The sequence below is a fragment of the Nitrosopumilus sp. S4 genome, from assembly GCF_054515835.1.
Genome location: NZ_CM137258.1, coordinates 1,188,538 through 1,205,204, shown reverse-complemented (window position 1 = coordinate 1,205,204; position 16,667 = coordinate 1,188,538). Strand labels below are relative to the sequence as shown.

19 protein-coding genes and 1 tRNA gene are annotated in these 16,667 nt (G+C 34.5%); 10 read left to right on the top strand and 10 right to left on the bottom strand.

The window, feature by feature from the left end; translation table 11 throughout:
• Positions 1–205: 205 nt before the first annotated feature.
• Genes aroA through ACX119_RS07035 form a run of 6 tightly spaced genes read right to left on the bottom strand, consistent with a single transcriptional unit; the run spans position 206 to position 5,700 of the window.
• Positions 206–1,474 (bottom strand): 3-phosphoshikimate 1-carboxyvinyltransferase, encoded by a 1,269-nt coding sequence (aroA, locus tag ACX119_RS07060; protein WP_459350581.1) that lies wholly within the window; start codon positions 1,472–1,474, stop codon positions 206–208.
• The gene (locus tag ACX119_RS07055; protein WP_459350580.1) at positions 1,464–2,318 is read right to left on the bottom strand and encodes a shikimate kinase; all 855 of its coding nucleotides are present in this window, start codon (positions 2,316–2,318) and stop codon (positions 1,464–1,466) included. Before ACX119_RS07055 ends, aroA begins: the two co-directional genes overlap by 11 nt.
• Positions 2,318–3,139 (bottom strand): shikimate dehydrogenase, encoded by an 822-nt coding sequence (aroE, locus tag ACX119_RS07050; RefSeq protein ID WP_459350579.1) that lies wholly within the window; start codon positions 3,137–3,139, stop codon positions 2,318–2,320. Before aroE ends, ACX119_RS07055 begins: the two co-directional genes overlap by 1 nt.
• Positions 3,140–3,190: 51 nt before the next feature.
• Complete coding sequence (gene aroD / locus ACX119_RS07045; protein WP_459350578.1) at positions 3,191–3,862, bottom strand: type I 3-dehydroquinate dehydratase; 672 nt, start codon at positions 3,860–3,862, stop codon at positions 3,191–3,193.
• A gap of 1 nt (position 3,863) precedes the next feature.
• Positions 3,864–4,925: a 3-dehydroquinate synthase II gene (locus ACX119_RS07040; protein ID WP_459350577.1), complete on the bottom strand. Its 1,062-nt coding sequence runs from the start codon at positions 4,923–4,925 to the stop codon at positions 3,864–3,866.
• Positions 4,918–5,700 carry a 2-amino-3,7-dideoxy-D-threo-hept-6-ulosonate synthase gene (locus ACX119_RS07035; protein WP_459350576.1) on the bottom strand — a complete coding sequence of 261 codons (783 nt, stop codon included), beginning with the start codon at positions 5,698–5,700 and terminating at the stop codon, positions 4,918–4,920. The genes ACX119_RS07040 and ACX119_RS07035 overlap by 8 nt, the downstream gene beginning before the upstream one ends.
• A 156-nt stretch (positions 5,701–5,856) precedes the next feature.
• Here ACX119_RS07035 and mqnC point away from each other — a divergent pair, with 156 nt between their 5' ends.
• On the top strand, positions 5,857–6,975 hold the full coding sequence (mqnC, locus tag ACX119_RS07030) for a cyclic dehypoxanthinyl futalosine synthase (RefSeq protein WP_459350575.1): 1,119 nt from the start codon (positions 5,857–5,859) through the stop codon (positions 6,973–6,975).
• On the opposite strand, the gene ACX119_RS07025 is transcribed toward mqnC, so the two are convergent.
• Entirely contained in the window at positions 6,970–8,412 is a 1,443-nt protein-coding gene (locus tag ACX119_RS07025) for a menaquinone biosynthesis decarboxylase (RefSeq protein WP_459350574.1), read from the bottom strand. The genes mqnC and ACX119_RS07025 overlap by 6 nt on opposite strands.
• Positions 8,413–8,525: 113 nt before the next feature.
• Between ACX119_RS07025 and ACX119_RS07020 the strand changes: the two genes are divergently transcribed.
• Positions 8,526–8,756, top strand: coding sequence for a hypothetical protein (locus ACX119_RS07020; protein ID WP_297591830.1), 231 nt, complete (start codon positions 8,526–8,528; stop codon positions 8,754–8,756).
• Position 8,757: 1 nt separating this feature from the next.
• Here the strand turns inward: ACX119_RS07020 and ACX119_RS07015 are convergent, their stop codons facing one another.
• Entirely contained in the window at positions 8,758–9,132 is a 375-nt protein-coding gene (locus tag ACX119_RS07015) for a hypothetical protein (RefSeq protein ID WP_179361415.1), read from the bottom strand.
• Between the two features lie 97 nt (positions 9,133–9,229).
• On the opposite strand from ACX119_RS07015, the gene ACX119_RS07010 reads away from it, so the two are divergent.
• The 3 genes from ACX119_RS07010 (at position 9,230) to ACX119_RS07000 (ending at position 11,233) form a co-directional block, all read left to right on the top strand.
• The gene (locus tag ACX119_RS07010; RefSeq protein WP_459350573.1) at positions 9,230–9,919 is read left to right on the top strand and encodes a trans-sialidase; all 690 of its coding nucleotides are present in this window, start codon (positions 9,230–9,232) and stop codon (positions 9,917–9,919) included.
• Between the two features lie 67 nt (positions 9,920–9,986).
• A complete protein-coding gene (locus ACX119_RS07005) occupies positions 9,987–10,178 on the top strand; it encodes a hypothetical protein (RefSeq protein WP_459350572.1) in 192 nt (63 codons plus the stop codon).
• A gap of 140 nt (positions 10,179–10,318) precedes the next feature.
• Positions 10,319–11,233: a trans-sialidase gene (locus ACX119_RS07000; protein WP_459350571.1), complete on the top strand. Its 915-nt coding sequence runs from the start codon at positions 10,319–10,321 to the stop codon at positions 11,231–11,233.
• Between the two features lie 28 nt (positions 11,234–11,261).
• On the opposite strand, the gene bcp is transcribed toward ACX119_RS07000, so the two are convergent.
• Positions 11,262–11,726, bottom strand: coding sequence for a thioredoxin-dependent thiol peroxidase (gene bcp / locus ACX119_RS06995; RefSeq protein WP_459350570.1), 465 nt, complete (start codon positions 11,724–11,726; stop codon positions 11,262–11,264).
• A 98-nt stretch (positions 11,727–11,824) separates the two neighbouring features.
• On the opposite strand from bcp, the gene ACX119_RS06990 reads away from it, so the two are divergent.
• The 5 genes from ACX119_RS06990 (at position 11,825) to ACX119_RS06970 (ending at position 15,354) form a co-directional block, all read left to right on the top strand.
• A complete protein-coding gene (locus ACX119_RS06990) occupies positions 11,825–12,529 on the top strand; it encodes an MIP/aquaporin family protein (RefSeq protein WP_459350569.1) in 705 nt (234 codons plus the stop codon).
• Positions 12,530–12,567: 38 nt separating this feature from the next.
• Complete coding sequence (locus tag ACX119_RS06985; RefSeq protein WP_459350568.1) at positions 12,568–12,987, top strand: hypothetical protein; 420 nt, start codon at positions 12,568–12,570, stop codon at positions 12,985–12,987.
• On the top strand, positions 12,987–13,802 hold the full coding sequence (locus tag ACX119_RS06980; RefSeq protein ID WP_459350567.1) for a hypothetical protein: 816 nt from the start codon (positions 12,987–12,989) through the stop codon (positions 13,800–13,802). The genes ACX119_RS06985 and ACX119_RS06980 overlap by 1 nt, the downstream gene beginning before the upstream one ends.
• A gap of 38 nt (positions 13,803–13,840) precedes the next feature.
• Positions 13,841–13,915: transfer RNA gene (locus tag ACX119_RS06975), tRNA-Arg, on the top strand.
• 380 nt (positions 13,916–14,295) lie between these two features.
• The gene (locus ACX119_RS06970; RefSeq protein WP_459350566.1) at positions 14,296–15,354 is read left to right on the top strand and encodes a baeRF10 domain-containing protein; all 1,059 of its coding nucleotides are present in this window, start codon (positions 14,296–14,298) and stop codon (positions 15,352–15,354) included.
• Between the two features lie 328 nt (positions 15,355–15,682).
• Here ACX119_RS06970 and ACX119_RS06965 read toward each other — a convergent pair whose 3' ends face one another.
• Positions 15,683–16,606, bottom strand: a complete 924-nt coding sequence (locus ACX119_RS06965) for a CBS domain-containing protein (RefSeq protein ID WP_459350565.1) — start codon at positions 16,604–16,606, stop codon at positions 15,683–15,685.
• Positions 16,607–16,667 lie beyond the last annotated feature (61 nt).

The window sequence follows — 16,667 nt, the reverse complement described above, 5'->3', positions numbered from 1 at the left end:
ATTGAAATAATTATAATATAATCTTAAATATCATGATAACGTATATAATATATGCGAAAACGTGCGAATTCTAACAAATAGTTTGCGCGGCTCTGCGAAAAAGACATGTTATCTACGCAAAAGCGTTGTGGGTGAGGAGAATGCTTTTCACTCTATACAGGGTCGCGCCTTTTATCACTTAAAATTCATTTTTTTGAAAATATTTTTACTGTATCTGTATTTTTGCCCCGAGTCGATTCATTTCTGAAATAAAATCTGGATAAGATACGCTCACTGATTCTGGGTCTGATACACTACAATTACCTACAAACATCCCTGCAATGCAGAATGCCATGAAAAGTCTGTGATCATTTTCTGAATTTAATTTTGCCCCAACAAGTTTTTCTGATGGTTCTAAAACTAAACCATCTTCATTTTCTTGAATCTTTATTCCTATTTTTACTAATTCTCTGGCAATTATTGCAATTCTATCTGTTTCTTTTAGTCTTGCGTGTTTTACATTTACAATCTCAATTGGTGTTGATGATTTTAATGCAAGAATTGAAAGTGGAGGTAGAAGATCTGGAGAGTTACTCAAATCAAATTTACCGCCTCTTAATTTTTCAGGTAATTCTATCTTAATTTCTTCATCATCCATCTTTACAATTACTCCTAACTGTTCTAAAATATCAATAAACAACTCATCGCCTTGTGGCAAGTTTCCAATACTTCCTTTAATTGTCACATCTTTTCCATTAAGAACTGCAGCTGACAATAGTAATGCTAGACTTGAGAAATCTATTGGTACAACAAAAGTAGTGCTTTTGTAAATTTGGGGAGAGATATTGTATCGTTTGTAGGGGATTAATGTTTGAACAGTAACTCCAAACTTTCTCATTGTTGCAATTGTGGCATCAAGATATGGCTTTGAAACTAAATTCTCTTCAATTGATAGATTGATTCCTTTCTCAGTTAATGGAGCACAAATTAATAATGATGATATGAATTGACTCGAAAAATTTCCGGGAATGGAAACATCTCCTCCTATTATTTTTCCTTTAATTGTAATTGGTGGATTACCATTAGTTGAAGTGCATTGTGCTCCTATGCTAGATAATGCATCTAAGAGAGGCTGCATTGGTCTTTTTTGCAAACTTGCATCTCCTGTTAATGTTATTTCATGTGAAAACAAACTTGCAATTCCTGAGGCTATTCTGATAGTAGTTCCTGAGTTTTCTGTGTTGATTTCGGGTACTTTTGTTCCTAAATTAATTGGATTTTTAACAATTATTGATGAATTATTGGTTTCTATCTCTGCTCCAAATTTCTTACATGTTTCAATTGTTGCTTTGGTATCTGCTGATAGTAATACATTCTCCACCTTACTGTTATTTCCGGCTAGTGATGCAAGAAATATTGCTCTATGCGTGTAACTCTTGTTGGCTGGACAAATAATTTCTCCTGTAATGCTTGATTTTTCTATATTACAACTCATGTACTTCAGCCTTTTTGTTACTAATTTTTGAAACTATTACACTTCCTTCAAGTGCAGAAAATATTTTTTTAATATCTGATTCGTTCTCTTTTTTTGTTACAGCTGCAATTGCTGGTCCGTTACCTGAAACTGATGCAGCAAGTGCACCTTTCTCAATTAAGCTTGTGATTATTTTTGGATCTGAATTTAATATTGATGCGGCAGCTAATCCGTTGACTGTCATTGCTTCCCAATAATTCCCCTTTCTTGCAAGCTCCCATGCTTTCTCAAAGACAGCAGATAATGAACTTAAATCTTTGAGATTCCCTCTTTTTCTGTTTTTTGGAATAAATATCACTGCAATTAAATTTGAAGGACCGTTTTCAAAATGAACTCTAGTTTTTTTTGCATTATCTGTGACATTGAATCCTCCATAGTAACATGAGCATGCATCATCATATGCCCCAGTAATGCTCACTTTAGATTCAATTGATGCATCAACTCCTGCAATGAGTATTTGTTGGTCCGTCAACTTTGGTTTGAAGATTTTTGCACATGCCAATGCAACTGCAGATGATATAGCACTGGAACTTTTGAGTCCATACCCTGTTGGAATTTCTGAATCCAGTGTTACTGTAATCTTATTTTGTTCAAGATCTTTTTTAGAGAGAATTTTTTCTATTGTTTTTGTAATTAGACGAGAACTAAGACTTTTGCTCTCTGATTGAATTACTATTCCTTTACCTGGGGTTGCCTCAACTTCTGCTTCTACTTTTAGTGCTATGCCCAGCGTTGCACCTTTTTTGTTTGCAATCGCGTTAACTAATGATATCGCTCCATGGACTGTAGCCTTTGCTTTTGCCATCAAACTCCTCCTAACAGTGCTTTTTTCATGGCATTATAAGGTGCTTCTATGCCGTGCCAAATCTCAAAGGCCCTAACAGCTTGGCCCAAAAGCATTTCATAACCATAAATTACAGTCGCCCCTGCCTCTTTTGCTTTTTTGATAAAATCTGTATTCATTGGCATGTACACAATATCATACACGATTGTTTTTTCTTTAATTCCCTGTAGTGAAATTGGTGATGATTCATTTTTGAGACCAACTGATGTTGCATTTACAATAAAATCATAATCTTTTACAGAATTTCCTACCTCTTCAATTTTAATTGGATTGGAATCCAATCCAATCTTTTTTGCAAACGCTGATAGCTTTTCTGCGTTTTCAAGTGTTCTGTTTGCAATAGTGATACTTTGTGCTTTCTCTTTTGCAAAACCTGCTACAATTGCTCTGGCAGCTCCGCCTGCACCAAGGAGGAGAACTTTTTTGTTTGCAATTGTGACGTTTCTTTTCTTTAGTGGATCCAAAAATCCATCCATATCTGTATTGTATCCTTTTAGAACTCCATCTGTATTTTTTACAGTGTTTACTGCTCCGATCAAACTGCAGGACTCATCAATCTTGTCTAGATATTTCATCATCTCCACTTTATGTGGAATAGTGATGTTGAAACCATCGATCTTTATTTTTTTTAATCCTTCTATTCCTTCTGCAAGTTCACCTACGGGAATTCTATATGCAATGTAAGAGCTGTCCAAATTTAATTCTCTAAATGCTGCACTGTGAATGTTTGGAGATAATGAATGATCAATAGGATCTCCAATCACTGCAAATGATTTTCCCATCTTAATTTTTAGAATAATTTGATTGATTTAAACTCTCAACTTTTAGTTTGATTATTGTTTTAGATTTGTAATTTTTTTAATTTCATCTACGCTAAATTGCCCTGGTGCTACTGGCTTTCCAAGTGAGACATATGTGTAGGGGCTTCCTAAATATAGGCATAAAATTCTTGATATTCTGCCAAAATCCCCCATCGCAAATGAAATCAAAGTATTACTGCCTTTTTTGCTGTATAATTCTAGCATTCTAGTAGAATCATTTGGAGTTTTGGCTGTGCTCACAATTTTTACAAATGATGAGAATTTACTCATCTGATTCATTCTCTTTTTTAGGTTTGCAGAATTTGGTGTCTTTTTAAAATCATGCCAAGAAACAAGTAATTTTGTTTTAGTTGATTTTAGATATTTTGCCAAAGTTGGATTTTTTTGTAATGTGTTAAACTCTACATCCAGTAAGAATGGATTGTATTCTGCAATTAATTTCAGAATTGCAATTCGCTCCGTTTCATTTCCTGAAAATTTCCCTCCTTCATTTTTTGGTCGTAAGGTACAGACAGATCTTTTAAGATCTTTTTTTATCAACTTAATTGCTTCAGGAATTTTTTCAGGATTTAGAAAATCAAATCTTATTTCGGCATAATCTGATTTTTTTAAAGCAATTTTTAATGTCTGTACTACTTTTTTTGGTGTTTTTTCTGCAATTGAAACACATGTTTTGTATTTCATTTTATTTTTCTAATATGTATTCGTCTGAGACTTCCATTCCAAAATGTCTTCCAGTTGCAGGCTTGGAGTGAACCATTACAGTATCGCCTTTTTTTAGATGTGTTACTGATACTAGTTGTCCATTTGGTTTTACAAAACGTATTGTTTCTGCATCTTGTGCAATAATACCGCCAATCTCTCCTCCTGCTGATGCCTTAATCATTAGCATTGGTCTGCGTTCTATCTTTGATCTTCCTACCGTAGCTCTTCTTGCTTTTCCTTTGGAGTTTAGAATCAATACTTCTGAACCTGTCTCCACTTCTGATAGGTAGTTTGTTGTTCCATCTGGTGAGAGAGTATAGCAATGCACTGCTCCTGCATTTACTCTAAATGGTCTTGGTGATGTAAACGATGAGCCAACTGATTCATTATGAACTAAAAACAAAAAGTTTGATCTACTGCCAATTAACATTCCTTCTCCTTTGTGAAGCATTGATGCTGTATCAACACAAACTCTTTCTCCATCACCGACTTCTTTGATTTCAATAATTTTAGCTGGCATCATCTCAAAACTTCTAGTACCTAGGTATACCATTGCCTCTCTTACCTCGTTGATTGATGATGTGCTGAAAATTACTCCATCAACTCCTACCTCTAAAATTGAAAACATCTTTCTTACTTCTTCAGGGGTTCTTGCAATTGCAAAAATTTTGGTATGGATTTTGTGAAGTTTTGCAATGATATTTTCAAGTGGAATTATTTTCCAATCCTTTACTTCCACTATTACAAAGTCCAATCCTTTCTTTGCAATAGTTAGGATGTTTTCAATATCTGCATTGGATAATACTTGAAATTTCTTTCCAACTTTTTTGCCCTTTGGGTTTGTGGCTCCTTCCTTCTCTAATACAACATAATTTGCTGAACTTGAAGGGTATACAGTTTGCATTTTTGTCTTTTTCTTACCTAATTTTTTTGGGTCAAGATATATGGTTTTGATTCCTTCTGCCTCTAACTGTGGTATGAATTTAGATAATTGTGCTTGTGACACTTTGGGTGATATTATTAATTCTCTGGTTTTACTCAATTTTTTTCAGTGCTTCCTTTGCTGTACCTTTTCTGAAAATTATTTCAGCTAATGCATCTACCATTTTTTCAGGTGATTTGTGAGCAAAGATGTTTCTGCCATATGTTACTCCTTTAGCACCTGCTGTCATGGCATCTTCTGTCATTTGAAGAATATCTAAATCTGTTTTTGCTTTAGGCCCACCAGCAATTACAATTGGAACTGGTGTACTCTTTACAATCTTTGCAAATGAATCGATATCCCCTGTGTAGAGTGTTTTAACAATATCTGCACCGCATTCAGCGCCAATTCTTGCAACATGACCAACAATTTCTGGATCATGTGGATTTTTGATGTTCTCTCCTCTAGGATACATCATTGCTAAGAGTGGCATTCCCCATTTATGACATTGATCTGCTGTCATTCCAAGTTGTTCTAACATCTCTGGTTCTTCTTTTCCACCAATGTTGATGTGCAATGAAACTCCATCTGCCCCCATAGCTACAGCTTCTTTGACTGTACCAGTAAGCATTTTTCGGTTAGGTGATAATGATAATGATGTGCTACTTGAAAAATGAACTAAAACTCCAATCTTTGTTGGTTTGGGTAATGTTTTGAGAATTCCTTTGTTAATAATAATACTAGTTAATCCGTGACTTTCACATTTGTAAATAATGTCTGCAGGATTTTCAAGACCTTCAATTGGCCCATTTGAAATTCCATGATCCATTGGAATGCATAACATTCTTCCTTTTCTGAGAATTCGATTAAGTCTAATTTGATTGCCAGATACCATGAGATGATCTGATTTTTGTGCCCTACTTAAAAATAACGTGAATCTTTGAACACAAACTAATGCGTTATTGAGCCCAAATCAATCATTTAGATTGACTCTCTTTTATGCGTAATTGCTATCAAGGATTAAATAGAAATTATAAAAGATGAATAGCAATTGAGTCAGACAACTGAACAAATTCAAAAAAGTGACATTAAAGATATTTTAGAAAATTCCCTTAATGGCCAGCGTCCAAGTCCTGAAGACTGTATGAGACTATTAGAATCAGATGATGTTCATTTAATGGGACTTGTTTCAGGCCATCTTGCTAGAAAACAATTTGGCAAAAAAGCATCTTTTGTAAATAATATTATTTTGAATTATACCAATGTCTGTATTACTGATTGTAAGTTTTGTGCATTTTATAGATCTCCAGGATCTGAAGATGCTTATACTTTAACACTTGATCAAATTGAATCTAGAGTAAAAACATCTTGGGATATGTTTAAGATCCGTCAAGTTTTGATTCAAGGTGGACATAATCCAAATTTGAAAATTGAATATTATGAGGATGCTTTCAGAATGATTCGAGAAAAATTCCCAAAGGTTGGAGTTCATGGATTATCTACATCTGAAATTGATATGATCGCAAGAGTTGAGAAATCATCTACAAAAGAAATTTTGTCAAGATTAAAGGATGCAGGTTTACAATCTATTCCAGGAGCTGGAGCTGAAATCTTAGTTGATTCTGTTAAAGATATAATCAGTCCAAAGAAAATCTCTAGTGCTGACTGGATACGAATTATGGATGAAGCTCATTCACTTGGAATTCCTGGCTCTGCTACAATGATGTATGGTCATGTAGAAAACAAACAAGATATAGTTGATCATTTTTTCAAAATTGTAAAACTACAAGAGAAAACCAAAGGATTCATGGCATTTATTCCTTGGAATTTTGAGCCAAACAATACATTGATGCATGAAGAAGGAATTGTTGAATATGGAACTGGTGGAATTCAACTCTTAAAGATGATTGCAATTTCTAGACTTGTTTTAGATGGATTAATTCCACACATACAATCTTCATGGCTAACAAATGGTGTGGGTATGGCACAACTCGCTTTGCAATACGGCGCTGATGATTTTGGTGGTACTCTTATTGGTGAAGAAGTTGTATCTTGTACTGGTGCACGCTCAACTGAGTTAACTGATAAAATAATCATTGATGCAATACATCAAATTGGTTACCAAGTTGAAGAGAGAGATAATTTCTATAATCCTGTTAGTTTATCATAAATAATAATCAGACCATTTAGCGTCAACTAGATCTTTTGTTTTCTCATCCACTTTTACTTGTTGTTGAATTTCTCTTTCATATCCTTCCTCTTTTGTTTTCTGAGTTGCATCAATTCCCATCTTAGATCCTAGATTTACTAGCGGTGATGCAGGATCCAATGTGTCAGTTGGTGTATTGTTAATAATTACCGTATCTCTTGCAGAATCTGCTCTTGTAGTAATGGCCCATAACACATCATTGAAGTCATGAACGTTGATGTCCTCATCTACTACTACCAAAGTCTTGGTTAGAGAAAGTTGTCCCATTCCCCATAAACCCATCATTACTTTTTTTGCTTGACCTGGGTATCTCTTTTTTATTGAAACAATTGCAAATCCTTGGAACCATCCAGCAGGTGGCATACTAAAGTCAATTACTTCTGGATGGAACATTCGAATCAATGGTAAAAATGATCTTTCGATAACTTTTCCAATATATGCATCCTCTAAAATCGGCTTTCCAACAACTGTTGTAACATATATTGGATCTTTTCTTCTCATAATTCCTGTTAGTGTAAATGTTGGATATGGCTCGACTGGCGTATAGTATCCAGTATGATCTCCAAATGGACCTTCATCTCTAATGTCTGCAGGATCTACATATCCTTCTAAAACAATCTCTGCATTTGCTGGAACATCCAAATCAATTGTTTTGCATTTGACAGTTTTGATTCCTTCTTTCCTTGTAATTCCTGCAAACAAGTATTTGTCTAACCCTTCTGGAACTGGAGCAATTGATGAAAATATTGTTGCAGGTTCTCCACCAATAATTATTGCAGCTGGAATTTTCTCTCCTCTGTCTTTGGAAATATCTCCATGATGAGCTCCTCTCTTGTGTTTTTGCCAATGCATTAGTGCATGAGTTTTATCTACTATTTGCATTCTATACACACCAAGATTTCTAACTCCTGTCTCTGGATGTTTTGTTGCAACCAACCCAAGTGTAATGAAACGTCCAGCATCATTTGGCCAAGACTTTAGAATTGGCAATTCATCAAATGATGCATCAGTTGATGTTACTTCTGTAACTGGCCCACTTGATTCTGATTTAGGAAATGATGCTGTCATCTTTGATAGCTCAGGTAATTTTTTTATTTTATTGAGAAAGCCTGATGGAATATCCATCTTTGTCATATCTACAATTCTTTGACCAATTTCAGTAAAATCCGTCATTTCAAGTCCAATCTCTAATCTTCTCATTGAACCAAATGCATTTCCTAAAACTGGCATTTCATATCCTTTTACATTTTCAAAAAGTATTGCAGAACCATTTGCATACATCTCCCTTCTTAAAATTTCTGCAATTTCTAAATCTGAATCAACTTCTATTTTTACACGTTTTAGTTCTCCCTCTTCTTCTAATTTTTTAACAAAATCATGAATATCTTCTATAGGCACGTACCTCCTGAAGTTAAATCTAGTATAAGCTTAACTGGATTTGTGTAATAACTGATTATCTTAAAACTCTCTTGACAAATGCATTTTAATTCTCATTAATACGATAATCTGTATTGGCCGATGATAAATGTGCAGTATGTAAAGGAAATGGAACTATCGAATTATTGGGTTCAGAGTGTCCTTTTTGCAATGGCACTGGTGAGCCAAACAAACCAGCTAAAGCATATCTTGATTCTCATATTTGTCAATGTATCTTCCTTGACAGAAAAAGATGTCCATTATGTGGAAAGAGATGTCATCATGATACGCCAAACAAACCAAAAATCTTACTTAGTCCTGAATAATCTACATTGGTGGAAGTTCTGTCTTTTTGTCATGTCCGCCTGATCCAAATTTACAGTAAAAACACAACTCTGATTCCATGTACTTTAGTTGCTCAACTTGAATAGCTCCAAGCTTTAGTGCAATCTTTGTTAGAATTTTGTACTTTAGAGGCATTGCTGGAATTACCTCGTCCATGTAGACTCTATAATGATCGGGACAAAACTTTAGTGTCACCTTTGATGGCTCTTTTCCTTTCTCGTTTACTTGTTTTGTAAAATTGATCTGCTCTCTGATGTACTCGTGTTTTGGACATGGGCAATCTTTGCCTCCTGGATGCTTGTATGCTGGAGTATTCTTCCAATCAAATTCGGGGTATTCCTTCTCAAAGTCATCCATGACACCATTAGGTCTTTAGTGCATATAAAACTTGATCAAGTTTAGTTGTGGTATTCAACCCAAATGTACATAAACCCCAGATTGCTCATGCAAAACAATGGTAGCTGCTAAAAAGCAAACTAAACAAGATCTTGAAAAAAAGATTGCCGAATTAGAAGCAAAATTAAATCAACTTTCTACTCAGCTAGAGTCTAAACCAAAAGAAGCTCCTACACCAAAGGAAGCACCAAAACCAGCTGAAGTAAAACCAGCAGAAACTAAACCTGCTGAACCAAAACCAGCACCAAAACCAGCTGAAAGACCTGCTGCAACAACAAAACCAAAAGGCACTTTGCCAAAAGGATTTGATACAAAACCAGCAGAAGATCCTAAACCAAAGGAAGCACCAAAACCCGCAGATAGCAAATCACAGCCTCCAGCAACATTCCAAGCAGCATTAGAGGAAGCATACCAAAACGCTCCAATGACTGATTTCCATCAGTACAGAGCAAAGGTAACAGGCTATTCTCCAGCTCCTAACAGATATTTTGTTAGAGGTTATGCTCCAGTCGGAAAAGTTCCAACAACAAATTGGAATGATCAAAAAGTAAAGGTAACTGGTTATACACAACCATCAAACCAATACTTTGCAACAAGACCAAGACTTGCATATCATCCAGCTGACAAAAGATTTGGAAGTTTTAGTGGAATCAACATGAGTGTTGAGGGACTAGCTTTAGAAACTAAACAAGCTCCAACACCAGAACCACCAAAACCTAAAAGAGGCACTCTTCCAAAAGGTTTCTAATTCAACTATATCTTTTATTTTCTATTTTTAAAAGTAATATTCTTGTTTGTTCATATCCATTTTGTAGATGCCTCCAAAAATAAAATGCCCAAATTGCCAACAAAATGAATGGCTTGAAAATTCTGAATTGAATTATTTGCCACAAGTTCATAAAATGAAAGATGGAAAATATGTGGCTGATACTGATAATGGGATTCATGTAAAATTATGGAGATGTAATAATTGCATGTATGTCATGCAATTTTGGGAACCTGACTGAGAGTTAACCTCATTCATATCTGATTGATTTTTAAAAATTATGAATTTTTTTCAATTTATTCTCATTTTTTTATTATTTTATTGGAAAAAAATAGGGACTGATCAAAATGTAAATAAACAATGCATTATTTACTCTAAGAAATGGCAGCAAAGCGAAAAGCAAGTACGAAAAAAGATCTTGAAGAAAAAATAGCCGAACTTGAGGCAAAACTAACTAAATTATCAACACAACTTGAAGCAAAGCCAGCTCCAAAACCAGCAGAAACAAAACCTGCTGAACCAAAGCCAGCTCCAAAACCAGCAGAAACAAAACCTGCTGAACCAAAGCCAGCTCCAAAACCAGCAGAAACAAAACCTGCTGAACCAAAGCCAGCTCCTAAACCCGCAGAAACTGCCCCACCAGCTCCAGTAAGTTTTCAGGATGCATTAGAGGAAGCATACCAAAACGCTCCAATGACTGATTTCCATCAGTACAGAGCAAAGGTAACAGGCTATTCTCCAGCTCCTAACAGATATTTTGTTAGAGGTTATGCTCCAGTCGGAAAAGTTCCAACAACAAATTGGAATGATCAAAAAGTAAAGGTAACTGGTTATACACAACCATCAAACCAATACTTTGCAACAAGACCAAGACTTGCATATCATCCAGCTGACAAAAGATTTGGAAGTTTTAGTGGAATCAACATGAGTGTTGAGGGACTAGCTTTAGAAACTAAACAAGCTCCAACACCAGAACCACCAAAACCTGCAAAGGGGACACTTCCAAAGGGTATGGGACAAACACAAACACAACAAGCACCTCCTCCACAACAATCCACTTCTAGTGGAAGTGAAGGAAAATCAAGAAAGGAACAGCTTGAAGAATATGAAAAAGATTACTTGCAAAGAATAGAACAAGAAAGAATAGAACAAGAAAATGCTTATCAAAAAGCAGCTGAAGCTGAAGCAAAAGCTAGCGCAACTCAAACACGTGGTACTTTGCCAAAAGGTTTTGAACCAAAACCAGAACCCGAAGCACCAAAGACTTCTAGAGGCACTCTTCCAAAAGGTTTCTAGTTCTACAAATTCTTCTTTTTACTTTATTTTAATTTAAATTTAGAAAATCATTTAGTACTTCTTTTGAATGTCCTGCAGGTTTTACTTTGGGATAAATTTTGAAAATTTTTCCTTTCTCATTTACAAGAAATGTACTTCTGTTTACTCCCATGTATTCTCTGCCCATGAATTTCTTCAATCCCCAAACCCCAAATGCCTTTGAAATTTTCTTATCTACATCTGATAAAAGTGGAAATTTTATGCCCATCTTATCACAGAACTTTTTGTGGGAATCTACATCATCAGGACTAACTCCTATGATTTCGATTCCTTCTTTTTGAAATTTTTTATAATCTTTAGAAAATTCATCAGCTTCTGTGGTACATCCAGGTGTGAAGTCTTTTGGATAAAAATAGATCACATGTTTTTTACCCTTAAAATCAGTAGACTTTACTTTGTTACCATTAGCATCATTTACTTCAAATTTTGGAACTGGATCGCCTTCAGAAATCATATGTTCTCAACTGCATTACTCTATAATTAATTACTTTTTGATGTCCAGAGCATACGTACTCCGAATCTTTTATATGGAAATTCTCGTGGGATTAGCTAATGGTTAATCCAAGAGCATACCTTGCAGAAGCAATTGCAACTTATGGTTTGGTATTTTTCGGTCCACTTTCAGTAATTTTGGCAATTGCCTCATTTGGTGAAGAACTAACAACACAATCTGTCTTGTTTATCTCATTAGGACACGGAGGTGCAATTGCTTTGATGGTTTATGCATTTGGACATATCTCTGGTGCTCACATTAACCCTGCAGTTACCATTCCGATGATGATTACAAGAAAGATTGGAATTGCAGATGGTATTGGATATATTATTTCACAATTAATTGGTGCAGTTGCAGCTGCTGCAACACTCAAGGTAATATTGCCAGAACTTGGAGCCAAAGTAAACTTTGGAACTCAAGGCGGCCCAAGTGAATTGATCAATAACAGCATCACTTCTGGATTTGCAGTTGAAGCCGTTCTTACCTTCTTCTTAGTTACTGTGATCTTTATGACTGCAGTTCACAAAAAGGCATCTCCTGGATGGCATGGATTTACAATTGGTGGAATGGTTTTCCTAATTCACTTAATTGCTGTACCTCTAACTGGTGCATCTGTAAATCCTGCAAGAACATTTGGTCCTGCACTAATCTCTGGATTTTGGGAATTCCACTGGTTATACTGGGCAGCACCAATTGTAGGTGGAATTATTGCAGGATTGATTATGAACTATGTTTTTGTCAAACCTGCCGAAAAAGAAGCATAATCCCAACATTTTTAAAAATTTAATTTCATTTTGCTCACATGAGTTCAAATGATATTTCAGATATGCTTCATAATGAGTCTCAAAAACTAGAAAATCTAATTGATCATGCCGAAAGTAAACCAGAACTTACCATTCATGAAATAATTGAGACATACTATCAAGTCATGAATGTATCTTCTATGGCTACAATGCTAAAACAAACAAATGAAAATCCTTCATTAACTGAACAAATTACCTCGATTGAAAAAAAAATTTCTGAAAAATTTAATTCTAACATACATCCCAAAATTACGAAGCAACTTTCTGATTCTGTTAAAAGTATTACAGAAAACTTACGATCAAAAAGTCCTCAAAATAAGACAAAAGAAGACATTGAAAGCGAAGCAAAACAATATGAGAATCTTAGAGAAATTATGAGCACAAAAGAATTTGTTAAACAATACGAAGATGGGCTCTAATGATTGAGTCTCTTGCAAAAAATCTAGTCAATCTAAAAAAAGAATTTGTAAATGTCTATGATGGACAAAGTCAGATTCAAGAATTAATCCCTGTATCAAAAACTGAACTATTTCCAATACCAGAAGGAGACTTGGAATTGTTACATCAGTTTGCAACAAAAAATCCAATCTATTACAATTCATATGAAAAAATTATTGGGAATACTTTGTGCATGGTTTACGAGGGTGACATTAACAAATTTTGGCTAAACAGTATACAACATGGTTCAAGTCATGCTCCATTTTCTCCTACTTGGATAATGTCTGCATATATCTTGAGTTTGATTGCAAAAGAGAATAGATATCAAGAAATTATTGATATTGGTTCAGGTGATGGGAGGATTGCTTTTTGTGCAAAAATTCTGGATTTGGAATCCTACAGCGTTGAGATTGACGAAATGTTAGTGGACGTTCAAAAAATTCTTTGTACTACCCTCGATTTTAACCCTAGTTGTGCTGATGCAACACAATTTGATTATGCCTCATTGAATCTGTTAAATCCTATTTTTTTCATTGGAGGTCTGGCACAGATGGGCGGAATTGAATTGGCTAGTGGTATTTTAGAGAAAATTAATTCCAAGCAATTTACAAATCTTGGGTGGGTTTTTGCTGGAACATATTCTCAAAAATACAAAGTTGATCCCAAAAATGAAGCTGGATGGGGCACATTAATTGAGAAGAATAATTTAAAATCCATCAACACAATTTCTCTGCCAACTGCATGGACATTTCATGAAACTGATGAAACACCATACATTTTTGCTGAATCTGTATAATCGCAATCCAAATTAAGCGTGATTGGCCCAAAAATTTTGGACTCGTTGCATAGCTTGGATAGTGCGAACGCTTGCGGAGCGTTAGGTCGCCGGTTCGAATCCGGTCGGGTCCGTTATTCTATCTCATAGTGATATACGAGAAATACAAAATTGCTGAAGCAATAATTGAAACAATCGAAATAATCCCTAGTTCTTTTTTTGAAAATACATCTGCTCTAAAACTCATATCATTTCTTCAATTTATCCCAATTGTCCATCTTTTAAATGATTAAAGATTGAAATTATCTTTTTTCACTTGTATGCGTGATTGTTATGTATGATGATGCTTGGGATGATATGTCCTCTCTTATTCAAACTAAATTAAAAAAACTTCAAGCCTCCAAAAATTTTCATCTTTGCAGGTTTCTTGAAGGATTACTTCTATTTTCATTTTCTGATATTTATCAATTCGGAAATTTGTTTAGAATTTATAAGAACAAAAAAGACAGAATTAGTGCAAAAAAACTCAAACCCTTCTGAAATTATTCCTTCTGAATGGATGTTGATAAACCAATTTTTATATGAATTAAAACAAATTGATTCTCAATGCGTATCTGTTTACTATCCCTATGGAAAAGGAATTGAAACAATATCTTTACTTCAAGAAACAAAGAGAAATGAATTACTTGAAAAGATTGAATCAAAAATTGAAAAACGAATATCTGAACTCAAAGAAAAACCCCCATCAGCAGGAAAATTCACAAAAACTCTTTGTATTTTTGGATGGATAAAAAATGGCAAAGTAATCATCAAAGAAATTGGAACTTCAAAAAAATTACCATATGTCTACATGGCAAGTAAGAAACCTTTCGTTAAACCTTTTCGTGACATTCTGAAAATCAATCATGATGTTTTGCTGATTACACTGGATCAAAAAACTGCAAGAATACAAAAATTTCATGGGAATCAGATTATCCAAGAATCTAAACTACGAATCGATCTGCAGGGAAGACACCGAAAAGGAGGACAAAGTCAAGGGAGGTTCTTAAGAGCAAGACAGACAAAAATTCATGTTTTCTTTAAAAAAGTTGCAAACAAAGTAAGAATGATGGATTCAAATTCTGAGTTGATATTGTTAGGTGGCTCTGGGCATGCAAAAACTGAATTCTATAGTGAACTTGATTCGGAATTAATAAAAAAATGTAGGTTTGTAGAAAACTTGTCTTTTTCAACTCATCAAAAAGATATTGAAAAGAAGATAATTCATCATTTGTATCAACACCGGAAAAAATTTGTTGAAGATATTGTTGCAAAATATGAAAAACTTGTCAAAGAAGGATTGACTGCTAAAAGAAATGATGTAATTTACAAGGCATTGAAAATGGGTGCAGTAGACACGCTGATTGTTTCAACTGATTATCACTCTGATCCTAAATTCAAAAATATAATTAAAATGCTGGAGATTGCAAAAAATACTTCATCTAAAATTGAATTTGCAGCGTCTCAAAAAATTATCAAAAAACTGGAAATTGATGATTCAGTTTTAGCTATTCTTCGATATAAGATAAAATAAAAATAACTTGAAATTTTGGGAACTTTTTGTGGTTATCTGCTGGACCATTTAACTCCTTTTCATTTTGGAGAATTTACCGACATTATTTTTTATTACTTTCTTTACTATAAGATATGCATTGTAATAGTTCTTGTAAAAAATACATCGCCAAGAGTAATAGTGTGGAAGGTGGCAGATATGAGCAGGGTCAAAAACGATGTCCACAATGTGAAGTGTTTTTGAAATGGGAAGGGCTGTGGTGCCCTTGCTGTGGTAGATTATTAAGAACAAAGCCTCGGGCTAAAAAATCAAAAAATAAAATAGTATTGAGTCGTGTGAGATAATTTTCTTATTTTCTAGATTTTTGTTTTTTCTTTGGAACTGTGGTTTTTCCATGTTCTGCAATCACATTGACAATATCTGACTTTGTGATTATCCCCACTAATTTTTTTCCACTAACCACCGGAAGCCCACTAATACCGTGTCTTATCATAATTATTGCAGCAGTATACACGACATCATTTGGAGATGCAAAAAATGGTTGTTTTGACATAATGTCTTTAGCTAAAAATGTGAGCAGGTAACTCAGGTTGTTAACATTGAATTCGTTTAGCTGTGGATTCCAAACAACTTCGGTTCTTTCCTCAGGATCTGTAAATTCCTTATACAAATCAAAAGTCTTTGCAGGAATAAAATCACGATAAGTAATCATTCCTACAGGTGTTTTACCTTTAGTAACAACTACTCGCCTGATTTTGTTATTTAGAAGAATACTTTGCACTTCAAATATTGAATCACTGGGAGATACTGTGATTACTTTTTTTGTCATGATTTTTGATATTGGCAATGATGCAGTACTTTGAACAAGAAAAGTCGATACAAGATCTGTTTTTGTTACAACCCCTACCAAATGGCCCCTTGAATTCTTTACAATTACCGAGCTAATTCCGTTACTTTTCATCAATTTTGCACAATCATAAATTGATGCCTCTGACTGTACGGTTACAAGGTTCTTTGACATTATATCTCCAACAAGAATTTTTGCAATTGGTCTTCCACTAAAAACTGAAATGCTTTTTGAAATGTCCTTTTCTGTAATAATTCCGATTGGTTTTTTATTAAATTCAATAATTAATCGGCCTATTCTGTGCCTGATCAAAATATCTCTTGCATCTAGGATATTGGTATTTGGGGGAATTGAGATAGGGTGTTTGATAATTGATTTTAACTCAACTGGAATATTTACAAGAATTTCTGATTTCCTAGACTTCATTGGAAAATTTTGGTTTTTTTGTTATATCAACATCTTACAAAATATCAATCTTGAGAATATT